General features: G+C 37.1%; 8 protein-coding genes. 4 read left to right on the top strand and 4 right to left on the bottom strand.

Annotated elements, in window-relative coordinates:
- Positions 1-345: 345 nt before the first annotated feature.
- Positions 346-2,481: an excinuclease ABC subunit UvrB gene (gene uvrB / locus D1093_RS05275; RefSeq protein WP_120101132.1), complete on the bottom strand. Its 2,136-nt coding sequence runs from the start codon at positions 2,479-2,481 to the stop codon at positions 346-348.
- Positions 2,482-2,757: 276 nt separating this feature from the next.
- Positions 2,758-3,063: an SH3 domain-containing protein gene (locus D1093_RS05280; RefSeq protein WP_120101133.1), complete on the bottom strand. Its 306-nt coding sequence runs from the start codon at positions 3,061-3,063 to the stop codon at positions 2,758-2,760.
- A 336-nt stretch (positions 3,064-3,399) separates the two neighbouring features.
- Between D1093_RS05280 and greA the strand changes: the two genes are divergently transcribed.
- Positions 3,400-3,873, top strand: coding sequence for a transcription elongation factor GreA (greA, locus tag D1093_RS05285; RefSeq protein WP_005773808.1), 474 nt, complete (start codon positions 3,400-3,402; stop codon positions 3,871-3,873).
- A 14-nt stretch (positions 3,874-3,887) separates the two neighbouring features.
- On the top strand, positions 3,888-4,946 hold the full coding sequence (locus D1093_RS05290) for a glycosyltransferase family 4 protein (protein ID WP_120101135.1): 1,059 nt from the start codon (positions 3,888-3,890) through the stop codon (positions 4,944-4,946).
- Positions 4,947-6,130: 1,184 nt separating this feature from the next.
- Here D1093_RS05290 and D1093_RS05295 read toward each other — a convergent pair.
- Positions 6,131-7,525, bottom strand: coding sequence for a TrkH family potassium uptake protein (locus tag D1093_RS05295; protein WP_120101137.1), 1,395 nt, complete (start codon positions 7,523-7,525; stop codon positions 6,131-6,133).
- Between the two features lie 324 nt (positions 7,526-7,849).
- On the opposite strand from D1093_RS05295, the gene trxB reads away from it, so the two are divergent.
- Positions 7,850-8,806 carry a thioredoxin-disulfide reductase gene (gene trxB, locus D1093_RS05300; protein ID WP_120101139.1) on the top strand — a complete coding sequence of 319 codons (957 nt, stop codon included), beginning with the start codon at positions 7,850-7,852 and terminating at the stop codon, positions 8,804-8,806.
- Between the two features lie 41 nt (positions 8,807-8,847).
- The gene (locus tag D1093_RS05305) at positions 8,848-9,753 is read left to right on the top strand and encodes a LysR family transcriptional regulator (RefSeq protein WP_120101141.1); all 906 of its coding nucleotides are present in this window, start codon (positions 8,848-8,850) and stop codon (positions 9,751-9,753) included.
- 1,645 nt (positions 9,754-11,398) lie between these two features.
- Here the strand turns inward: D1093_RS05305 and D1093_RS05310 are convergent.
- A complete protein-coding gene (locus tag D1093_RS05310; protein ID WP_120101145.1) occupies positions 11,399-12,601 on the bottom strand; it encodes a pyridoxal phosphate-dependent aminotransferase in 1,203 nt (400 codons plus the stop codon).
- Positions 12,602-12,911 lie beyond the last annotated feature (310 nt).

The following is a 12,911-nucleotide window of genomic DNA, read 5'->3' on the forward strand; positions in this document are numbered from 1 at the left end:
CATATTTAAATTAAAAAAAATTTTTCTAAAAAGCCTCATATTTAAAGTTTTTTAAGGGATCCTTATTTTCTTTATATGAGACAATTTCTATTGAAGTATACAGTATGTTTTGTTTATGAGTATTTCGCGTGGGCTTTAAGAAATTCAAGGTTTATTTGAAAGTCTTTGAGATTTTTAGATTATTTGTTGAGGAGAGTTTTTCGTTGTTTTTTTTTGCCATTTTATGAAAAGTATTTTGTGAGATTTGGTTAGTTTTCAAAACGTTGGTATCTATGAGTGAATTTTCGTGATCAAGATTTATGTCACTTAAGAGTTAAGGGGAACATGGGAAAGGTGTTCGCGATACTATTTTAAGAGATCATCCACGATTTCTAGTTCTATTTTTTGGAGTTGTTTTATTTCATCACGAAGTCGAGCTGCTTCTTCAAAATTAAGATCTGCTGCTGCTTTACGCATTGATTTTTCCAGTGATTGAATATGGCTTGCTAAATTGTTGTGATCCATATTACTTCGCGTGATAAAATCAGGAATATTTGTAAGAGTTTTTTGGTTTTCATTGCCTGCATTGAGAATATCGTCGATATTTTTTTTGATACTGGTTGGTGTGATATGGTGCTCTTTATTATAGGCTATTTGTTTTTTTCGACGTCTTTGTGTTTCTTGTAAAGCACGTTCTATAGAGCCCGTAATTGTATCGGCATAAAGAATAACCCGACCATCTACGTTGCGTGCGGCGCGTCCGATGGTTTGTATGAGCGAAGTTTCTGAGCGCAAAAAACCCTCTTTATCGGCATCGAGTATGGCAACAAAACCACATTCTGGAATATCTAAACCTTCTCGAAGAAGGTTGATTCCAATGAGAACATCAAAGGTACCAAGCCTCAAATCGCGAAGAATTTCAATACGCTCTAATGTATCAATGTCGGAATGCATATAGCGGACGCGAATACCTTGTTCGTGGAGATATTCCGTTAAATCTTCGGCCATACGCTTGGTGAGGACAGTGACCAATGTACGGTAGCCTTTTTGAATTGTGTTACGAATTTCATTGACAACATCATCAACTTGAGTGCGTGCTGGACGAATTTCTGTTTCTGGATCAACAAGCCCTGTTGGACGAATGATTTGTTCAGCAAAAATACCATGGGATTGTTCTATTTCCCAGCGTCCTGGTGTTGCGGAGACGGCAATTGTTTGTGGGCGCATAGCATCCCATTCTTCAAAGCGCAAAGGACGGTTATCCATACAGGAAGGGAGGCGAAAACCATATTCTGCGAGAGTGGCTTTTCTGCGAAAGTCACCGCGATACATGCCACCAATTTGGGGAATCGTGACATGGCTTTCATCGATAAAAACAAGAGCATTGAGTGGAATATATTCGAATAAGGTTGGTGGTGGTTCACCAGGATTTCGTCCAGTTAAATAACGTGAATAATTTTCAATTCCCGGACATGAACCCGTTGTTTCTAACATTTCTAAATCAAAAATTGTACGTTGTTCTAAGCGTTGTGCTTCTAAAAGCCGTCCAGCAGCATTCAATTCATCAAGACGTTGAGCCAGTTCCATTTTGATGGCTTTCATGGCTTGATTTAAGGTTGGACGTGGTATTACATAGTGTGAATTGGCATAAATTTTAATAGATTGAAGATCCTCTGTTTTTTGTCCCGTTAGAGGATCAAATTCCGTAATTGTTTCTACTTCATCGCCAAAGAGCGAGATACGCCATGCTCGATCCTCAAGGTGGACTGGAAAAATTTCAATTGTGTCTCCTCGCACACGAAAGGAACCACGAGTGAAATTGATATCTTGTCGATAATACTGCTGAGAGACTAAATCAGCCAAGAGTTTTCGTTGATTGAGTTTGTCCCCTTTTTCTATTTGGAAGGTCATGGCTGTATAGGTTTCTACCGAGCCAATCCCATAGATACAGGAGACAGATGCCACGATGATAACGTCATCACGCTCTAAGACGGCACGTGTTGCGGCATGGCGCATCCGGTCGATTTGTTCATTAATAGAGGATTCTTTTTCAATATAAGTGTCAGAGCGTGCAACATAGGCTTCTGGTTGATAATAGTCATAATAAGAAACAAAATATTCGACAGCATTGTGAGGAAAAAAGCTTTTAAATTCTCCATAAAGCTGTGCCGCTAAAGTTTTATTGGGGGCTAAGATGAGAGCTGGGCGTTGTGTTTGTTCAATGACTTTCGCCATCGTATAGGTTTTTCCCGAGCCAGTAACCCCTAAAAGCACTTGTGTGCGTTCATCTTTTTCGATTCCCTCGACCAGAGTTTTAATAGCTTGAGGCTGATCTCCCGCCGGTTTAAAGGATGTTTCGAGTTGAAATGGAATACCGCCTTCAGATTTTTCAGGACGAATAGGACGATGAGGTGTCCATAATGCACCATTCTTAAAAAGAGGATTACCTGAAGCAATGAGGGCAGAAAGAGCTTCTACGGTTGCAGTAACACCATTTTTCATTGTTGTATCCTTTGAGAGAAAAGTTCTGGTGATTTTAAAGAAAATACTAATTTTTACAATTTTATTACAAGAACAGCAAAACGTTATTGAATGATTTGTTTTGGTTTATTGGCACTTTCATGAGTATATTGATAAGTTTTTTCTATGACAGGAGTTCTTCGAAATGTTTCTTTAGTAGGGGCATATTTGCAGCCGCTCGTGGGATATTATTGCATTCTTGCTATGCTGATCTTCAAGAGGGGGGTATGAGTTATTATGGTTGTTATGAAGAATAATCTATGGGTTCTGTTTTGGAACTAAAGACATTGTGTATGTGTGATAAAGGTCATTGCCATCTTTAAATGATAGATAACGCGATGATACCCAACCTCTTTGAGCGTTATGTCGGATATGGCACCAATTTCCTTCACAGTTTTTAACAAAAACCAATTCTCCAGCAGAGATTAAGCCACAAACTGCATACTGAGTGCTCGGTCCTGTTCTAAAATTAAGATTTGTTGTCACAAAGGCATCTGCTGCTTTAGATATTGTTGTGGCTAAAAAGAAAGAGCCCAACATAAAAAAAATGACGAATTTTTTCATTTTTCTGCAAAGAACTTCTTTAGAAATTATCCCTCTCTCTTTATATACCGTATGATTTTTGTTGCTAGACTATGATAAAACAAAAAAAATTACAATTCTTTCTTCTTTATAAGACTTTTTTAGGAGGAGAGCGAAGTTTAACGTTTTAAACACCAAAATGAGATGTTTTAAACATTATTAGTGCATGTTTTGTTCCCTTTATTTATTTTTATATGGAAAACAGGGATACTGTGCTATATAATGAGGAAGATCGTAGTTTTCGGATTCCAAAAGTAATTTTGGAAGCCGTTTTTTGTGTTTTTATTAAACCTTCCGTGTAATAGAAAGGGACGGATTATGGAAAAAGTTCCGATGACTACAGCTGGTTTTGAAAGTCTTAAAGAAGAGTTGCGTTGGCGTCAACAACAGGAACGTCCACGAATTATTGAAGCAATTTCTGAGGCGCGTGCCCATGGTGATTTGTCAGAAAACGCCGAGTATCACGCTGCTAAAGAAGCTCAAAGTCATAATGAGGGGCGTATCAATGAGCTTGAAGATTATATCGCAAGAGCAGAAGTTATAGATGTCTCTCGTCTTTCAGGCGATAAAATCAAATTTGGAGCGACTATTAAACTCTTAGATGAAGATACTGAAGAAAAAAAGGTGTATCAGATTGTAGGGGATCAAGAAGCTGATGTAAAGATTGGTAAAATCTCTATTTCTTCGCCGATTGCACGTGCACTCATTGGCAAGCAAGAGGGTGATGTGATTGAAGTGAATGCTCCTGGTGGTGCGCATAATTACGAAATCATTAAGGTTCAGTACATTTGAATATCTAAATAGTTATGCGTGTGTTGTTGGAAGAAACTGAGATTATTGTGCCTCACTTTAAAAGGCGTTTATCCGGAGTGACATCTACGATTATTCAGCTTGTTCCACTGCAGCGCGAACAGGGTATACGTATAGCCACGCTAGGGTTTGGATTACCAAAAAAATTGCCGGCTCTTGCCTTTCGGGACCTTTTCGGACTTTGGAAAAGTCCGAAAGGGAAGTCGTTTCGTATTTGGCATGCAAGGCGCAATATTGAGATGCTTTTTGGGATCTTGTTGCGTGATGTCTTGCGTATGAAGCTGCAACTTATCTTTACATCGGCTTCACAACGCCATCATAAGCCTTTTACCAAATGGTTGATTCGCCGTATGGATAGGGTTATTGCTACCAGTACACATACGGGCGCTTATTTAGAAGTGCCACATAAGGTTATTATGCATGGCGTGGATGTGAGGCGTTTTACGTCACCACAGATGCATGATGATTGCTTTGCTTCGACAGGATTTCCAGGAAAATATGCGGTAGGATGTTTTGGGCGTTTGCGCAGCTCAAAGGGAACAGATTTATTTGTTGATGCTATGATAGCATTATTGCCACGCTACCTAGACTGGACAGCACTTATCGCTGGTCGTACAACAGAGCAACATTATCGTTTTGAAAAAGAATTACGCCAAAAAGTTGCAGAAGCGGGTTTAGAAGAGCGCATTATTTTTCTTGGTGAGATTTTAGACATCCCTTTGTGGTATCGTCGTTTATCGCTTTATGTTGCACCTTCTCGTACAGAAGGTTTCGGTTTAACACCATTAGAGGCAATGGCATCACAGGTTGCAGTTGTAACGAGTGATGCAGGCGCTTATAAAGAATTGGTTGTAGAAGGAACAGGAACGGTTGTAAAAGCAGGAGATGGTTTGGCTTTAACGGCAGCCATTGAACCTTATTTTGCTGATGTAGAAAAAACATTGGCAGCTGGAAAGAAGGCTTTAACGCACGTTCGTACGCATTTTCCTTTGGAAAAAGAGGCAAGCGAGATTGAAAGTGTTTACAAAGAACTGTTTGCGGAAAAAATACCTTAGATTATATCAAAAGTCTTCTTGAGGAATGATAAAAAGTGCTTCCCTTAAAGGTTATTTCATAATCATCAAGAAAATAGCTCAATGATATGAATGTTATTTTATAAAGTTGATCTTGGCTTTAGGAAAATACTATAAGAAGTTCTCAAAATTTTAGATAAAAGATTAAAAATGTATAGGCTTGAGAGCGAGATGTGGCTTATGATAAAGCATACGAGGAGAGAGGAAAGCTATTTTTATTCTAGAGATATATTGGAATAAGAAAATAGTGTTTTAAATCAAGACTAGGAATTGATTCACCCTCTTAATGGTTGTTGTGCTTGTTTGTTTTGTAAGACTTAAATAGAGTGCAAAAAAAATGTTTTTTGATCTTAAAAAAGAGAGTGATGGTATTTCCATGAATAAAATAGTCATCCATATTTTCAATTAATTCATAATAAGATGGATCTAAGATCAATATATTGATTCATATAGATAATTTATCTCTTCAATTTGAATAAGAACTTTGAATATCGTAAGATTTTCTCATGTCAAATCTGTTAATATTACATCAATGAGAGCCACAATTAGAAGATGGCAGGTGGTAGATAAAAACTATTGAAGATAAGGTGTAAAGAGATTTCTTATAAATTACCTGAAGTGCAGATTGTTGTAACATTAACAGAAAGAAAATAGTATGGTGGTGTATTTATATCTTTTTTTTCTGCTATCGACTTGCAGCTTATTATTTAAATAAAAATAATAATGATCATTTTATCTTTCATAAAGACTGTCATGAAATGGGAGTGAAGAGCATTGTGAGATGTTTTTTTAAGATTATGAGTTTGTAACAAATGATATTTTTTACAAAGACATGACTTATTAGAGAAGAAACATTTTTATCAGCAAATATTCATATTTTTTGTGTGAGAGCTTATTTGTAAAAAAGGATGTTCTATCTATCCGTTTTATTTGATAGAGAATCTTAATAATGTAATGTGAAGTGTTATAGGTTATGGCTTTGAAAGCTGTTGACACTTGATTGTTTTTTCGAAATATTTTTATTGTCGATCATTTATCTGCTAATTTATTTAAAATTTTAAGAAATATTCAGTTGATTAATTGAAGATTGAATATTATTCCGCATATTGTTCATACCTGTTAGTCTTGTTAATTTTTTACCATGGTAGAATAAAATGCTCTATGCATTAGAATTGTTCACGCCAGAAAGCGGGAATAAAAAGGACGAATATTGTTATGATTTCAAGGCGTCCAGCTAACATGAGAAAACTTAAAATCCATAAAGCATTATCGTTGATTGTAGAGAAATTGCCAACGGGGCCAATAATATCTCCAAAGCCTGGGCCAACATTTGAAAGTGCTGTTAATACGCCCGTAAAGGCAGAGGTAAAGTCAAGACCGGTTGTAAGCAAAAGTGCAGTGCCGATAACAAGACAGAACATATAAAGACAGACAAAAAATAAAACAGCTTGAGCAACATCGTTTGATATATTTGAGTGATCGTAGCGCGCCTTTACAACGACATTAGGAGAAAGAAGTTTTTCTATATTTGTTTGTGTAATACGCCAAAGAATAATGAGGCGATTGATTTTCATACCACCAGAAGTAGAACCGGCACACCCGCCTGTAAAAGAAACAATGAAGAAGATTCCAAGTGCAAAAGGCCCCCAAAGTTGATAATCTTCAGCACTGTAACCTGTGGTGCTAATAATGGATGAAAGGTGAAAAATGACATCAAGGAAAATCAAGTGGAAAGCGCGATGATCATGAAACCGTAGCCATGCTGCTAAAGCAAAGCTGAAAAGGAGAACGATATGGAGAAAAACAATCACTTGTGGGTCAAGGAAGCGTTTGGATTGTCCAGGAAGGACTAGTTTAACATAAAGTACGAAGGGCAAAGCAGAAAGCAACATGAAGATTGTTGCAATAATTAAGATGGCTGGTGTATCAGAAAAATAGCCAAAAGAAGCATCATGCGTTGAAAAACCAGCAGTTGCGACCGTACTCATTGCATGGTTAATGGCATCAAATAAATTCATACCTGCAGCAAAATAAGAAAGCATACAAGCCAATGTGAGCCCAACATAAGCGATGATAATTCCGTTCGCAATTTGGTTGATGCGGGGTAGTATTTTTTCAGATTTATCAGATGATTCCATATGAAAAAGTCGTACGCCCCCTACACGCAATGAAGGCAAAAGCAAGAGGGCTAAACCGATAAAACCAATGCCCCCAATCCAGCATATAATAGAACGCCATAACAAAATACTTCGCGATAAATGATCAAGACCAGAAAGGACTGTGGAGCCTGTTGTTGTAATTCCTGAGACAGATTCAAAAATGGCACCTGCGAGAGAAATAGGAAGAGGAGAAAGATAAAGAGGCAAAGCACCTACAATGCTTCCTGTAAGCCAAAGGCAAACAGTGAGCATAAATCCAAGCCGTGCTGAAAAACGACAAGTAGCTCCCTTCGTAGCTAAAAGAATCAGCGTTGCTAACATGGTAGTTATGGCACAAGAATAGAGAAAGGTTATCCCATTATGGTTTTTGTCATGCAAATCAACCAAAATTGGCAAAAGCATTGCTCCTCCCATGATTAACGCAAAACGTGCACAGACATTGATAATAAACTGAAAAATGACCGTTCCCTATCTTTGTATCTCTTTTTATTATGGTTTTGTGCTCATAAGAATTTACGTTTTTCTCTTTATAGGATAAAGATTAATTCTTAACATTGGCATGCCTTGATGAATTGATAATCAGATCTTTTCATAAAACTTTAAAGGAAGCATATATAACATAATTGAGCCTATTGAAAAATATTTTTTAAAAGACTGTATTCCATTATAATTTATAGAATTATTAAGTTGTAAAACAATTAAGTTTAGAAAAATAAAGGGGATTTAATGCTACAATCGCATATTCGTCTGCTGATTATTGGCTCCGGTCCGGCTGGTTATACAGCGGCGGTTTATGCGGCAAGAGCGATGCTCCAGCCGGTATTAGTAACAGGGTTGCAGCAGGGTGGACAATTGACAATTACAACGGATGTGGAAAATTATCCAGGTTTTGCTACCCCCATTCAAGGGCCATGGTTGATGGAACAAATGGCAAAACAAGCTGAGAATATGGGGACAAAAATTGTCTATGATACGATTACAAAGGCAGATTTATTGACGTATCCTTTTGTCTTATATGGGGATTCAGGAGCACAATATTCTTGTGATGCACTGATTATTGCAACAGGAGCCCAAGCACGCTGGCTTGGTCTAGAAAGTGAACAGACCTTTATGGGCGGTGGTGTTTCTGCTTGCGCTACGTGTGATGGCTTTTTTTATCGGGGTAAGGATGTTATTGTTGTAGGGGGAGGAAATACGGCCGTTGAAGAAGCCCTTTATTTATCGCATATAGCAAAAAGTGTAAGCGTGGTTCATCGGCGAGAACAGTTTCGGGCAGAGAAAATTTTGCAAGATAGGTTATTTGCTTGTAATAATGTACGTGTTCTTTGGGATCATGTGGTTGAAGAAATTGTAGGACTGCCAGCTCAGGGAGCAAAGGGAGCTGTTGTAACAGGAGCACGTTTGAAGAACGTTAAAACAGGTCATGAGATGAAAGTGGAAGCAGAGGGAATATTTATTGCCATTGGGCATGATCCTGCTGTTTCTCTGTTTGAAGGGCAACTGAAACAAAAAAGGGGCGGCTATTTATGGACAGCATCGGATTCAACAGCAACAAGTATTGCTGGTGTTTTTGCTGCAGGGGATGTAACAGATGAAACATTCCGCCAAGCTGTAACAGCTGCGGGGAGGGGATGTATGGCAGCGTTAGAAGCAGAGCGGTTTTTGGATATATCTAAGCGTTAATAATTTATTAAAAATATAGAGATCTAGAGGTAGGATTAATTGTGGCGCCACCGTTGGATTGGGATAAGTTAAGGGTATTTCATGCAGCAGCAGAAGCGGGATCTTTTACGCATGCTGCTCAAAAGCTTCATTTATCTCAATCAGCAGTTTCACGACAGGTATCGGCTTTAGAACAAGAGGTTGGGGTATCTTTATTCCTGCGTCATGCGCGTGGTTTGATTCTTACAGAACAGGGAGAAACTCTTTATCGTACAGCTCACGATGTTTTGATGAAGCTTGAAAGTGTCCGTTTACAATTAAGTGAAAGCTATGCAAAACCAACGGGGCATTTACGTGTGACCTCGACCTTCGGAATGGGGGCAGGGTGGATTGCAGAGCGTATGCCAGAATTTCTTAGTCTTTATCCTGATATGCAAGTGCAGCTTTTGCTTTCTGATGAAGAGCTTGATTTGACGATGTGTCATGCAGATTGTGCTGTTCGCCTCCATCAACCCCAACAACCAGATCTTATACAAAGAAAATTATTTACAATTCATATGCATGTTTATGCTTCAGAAAAGTATATTGCAAATTATGGAAAACCAGAAAAATTGTCTGACCTCGATGAACATCGTATTATTTCTTTCGGTGAACCTGTTCCTCCTTATTTATCTGGTTTAAATTGGTTAGAAAAAGCCGGTAGAAGTGATGGATCATTGCGCATTTCAATTCTACAAATCAATAATATCATTTCAATAAAAAATGCGCTTATGCGTGATCTTGGGATTGCTGTATTGCCTGATTATATTGTCAATAATGATGAGCGCTTGGTGCGTCTTTTTCCTGATATGGTTGATATTCCTTCTTTTGATACTTTTTTTTGTTATCCTTATAATTTAAAGAATTTAGCAAGGTTGAATGCTTTTCGAGATTATATTTTCTTAAAAGCGCGTCAGTGGTCTTTTTAATATTCATGCCTTATTTATAAGGGATAATTAATTGTTTTTTACCTTAAGACTCTCATAATATTTTTTCATTTCAAATTTTCTCACATTGAATCAATACAATCATTGATTGCGTGATGTTTTAAGTGTACAATTTATTGATTTATCATGATAATAAAAATTTATTCATATTGAATTATAAGCTTGAGTATATTAAGCTTTTCTCATTCCAAATCTGTTTATATCGAATCAATCAACTCACTTGTTTGCACGTTACAAGCGGGTGGGGGGCATATAGATAAAATTTTATGAGAAAAGCATACCTCTTTTGAACCATCTCAAGTGCAAGGGCTGTCAAAACATGGGGGCTGGTAAAATTTGTGATGGTACGAGTTTTCTCCTTCACAAATATAAAGATGGGGGATTTCAATGGCTTTTATCGTTATAACATCCACACAGCGCTATCGCGAGTTGGGGGGAGAGGGGCTTGAGACAGATCTCTTTAAATTTAAAACAAGCATGCTTATTATCTCATAATGATTTTTTCTGTTGAGATTGAGGTTACTTTGCTGAGAGCTGTATATCAAAGGATATGAGAAAAATAAACTTGGAGCTTGTTTGCATAGGTTTTACTCTAGTTTACGCGATTGATTCGCTGAAACAACCGGAGCCTTTTATGAGTTTTCTAAAACTATTTTAGGTCATACGGTGGAAGGACATTTGTGTGAATAAATACTCTTGCAGAAAGGGATAAAATATCCCTTATGAGTTTTCTCAAATGTGAAGGCTATTATAATATTGAAAATTGGACAATCGTATGAGGATGGTCTCTTTCTATTTAATGAAAGAGATACAAGATTGAGAAAAAATTAGAGCTATGTGTCTATTGCATAGCAGATACGCTTAAGTCTTTATTGTGCTTCTGCTTATAAAATGACATAGAATGCTATCTCTTGATTATGTTGCCTCCCATTGCATTTTCTTGAGTGTTCCCTTACGAAGATCTGTCAGATTGATTTTATCTCTGAGGATTTTCCAAATTTGCCGGACATGTGTCCGGCTTTTTTTATTCCTAAAAGAGTGCTTAGAAATTGCAATGCATAGGGAGATTGATAAGAAAAAATTTCAAAAATTATGAAGATCAAAAAAATTTGTTAGGTAGACTAAAAGCTCAATGAGAAATTTGAGAGAGTTTTATTCTGTTGTACCATAAAACTCTTTTAAAACTTTATATATGGAGTGTTTTTTATGAAAGTATGAGATGAATATTAAGGGCTTGTTCATAACACCTATAAAGTTAATTAAGTGGTTAATAGCGAAAACTTAAGAAAATTTAAACTATTTACACAACGGAGAGGGACGACTCTTCTTCATTTTCTGGCAAAAAGGAAGCCAAGTAATAGAAAAGGTTTCATTATAAGGGCGGTTATGTTGAAAAGTACGAGATTTCTTAGTGTTATAAATTGGATAGAGAAAGCTAAACAGTTTTTTTTATCTCTCATGACAATAGACTGACTCATTTATTTGATCACTAGATTTTTTTTGATTTTGATCTGCCGCTTCTATTTTTTCTGAATCGATAGGTCCTGTCCTTAATATAGCTTTCGATAGTGTGTTGGATAGAGTGACATTCGGTAAAAAACAATCACAAAAGATGATGTTAAAAATTTTAAATTAAACTGTTACAAAAGCGCTGGATACGTGTGCAAGCTTCTTCAAGTAATTTTTCTGATGTTGCATAAGAAATACGAAAAGCTGATCCAAGTCCAAAAGCAGACCCTTGGACGACAGCAACAGCTTCTGTTTCTAGAAGTGCTACAGCAAAGTCTTCATCATTCCTAATACATTGGCCGTTCGGTGTTTTCTTGCCAATGAGTTCTGCACAAGAAGGATAAACATAAAAAGCACCTTCGGGTGTTGGACAATGAATGCCGGAGGTTTGGTTTAGCATGGAAACAACGAGATCACGGCGCGCTTGAAAAATATTTTTATTTTTAGCGATAAAGTCTTGAGGTCCATTAAGTGCTTCAACAGCAGCCCATTGAGAAATAACACTCGTGCCAGATGTTTGCTGACCTTGAATGATGTCCATCGCTTTAATGAGTTCTTGTGGGCCACCTGCATAACCGATTCTCCAGCCCGTCATTGCATAGGTTTTGGAAACGCCATTCATTGTGAGTGTACGCTCATAAAGCGCTGGTTCTACTTGAGCGGGAGTTACAAAGGTAAAACCTTCATACGTGAGATGCTCATATATATCATCGGAAAGGATATAGATATGAGGATATTTTACTAAAACATCCGTGAGTTTTTTCAATTCATTATATGTATAAGCGGCACCTGATGGATTCGAAGGAGAGTTAAAGATGAACCATTTTGTTTTGGGTGTAATGGCAGCTTCAAGCTCTTGTGGTTGAAGTTTATAAGAAAATTCAGCTTTTGTTTCTAAAAAGACAGGCGTACCATCGTTAAGTGCGACCATTTCTGGATAACTCACCCAATAAGGGGATGGAATGATGACTTCATCTCCTTTATTCAACGTTGCCATCAATGCATTAAAGAGAATTTGTTTTCCACCGGTCCCAACAATAATTTGTTCTGGTTGGTAAAGAAGGCTATTTTCTCTTTTAAATTTTGCAGAAATTGCTTGGCGCAATTCTGGAATTCCAGATATAGGAGGGTATTTTGTTTCTCCCCTTCGAATAGCTTCAATGGCCGCGTTTTTGATGTTGTCTGGGGTATCAAAGTCTGGTTCTCCAGCACTTAAAGCAATAACATCGCGCCCTAATGTTTTTAAGTGACGGGCTTTTTGGGAAGCAGCAATTGTTGCAGAAGGTTTGATACGAGACAGTTTGTCGGCAATAAAAGCCATAATTTAAAATCCTTATATTATATCAATAAATGATTATTGCTTTAAAGATATTCTATAAGAGATTATATTGTATGCAATAAAAAACTTCTAAAATACTCTGATATGGATTTTATAGTGTTGTTTTTTGAGAATTTTAACAAGGAATTCTTCTCTTAAGGACTATAAAAGTATTAGAGGAAGGAGAGAAATAACTTGATAAATTGCGCAAAATAGATAAGTAGCGTTTTCATTTATCAAGATCAATTTTGCTTTATACAAAGTAAAAAAATCTTCGTCGTTATAGACGAAGATTTTTAAACGAGATATTGCA

The sequence above is a fragment of the Bartonella kosoyi genome (assembly GCF_003606325.2).
GTDB lineage: Bacteria > Pseudomonadota > Alphaproteobacteria > Rhizobiales > Rhizobiaceae > Bartonella > Bartonella kosoyi.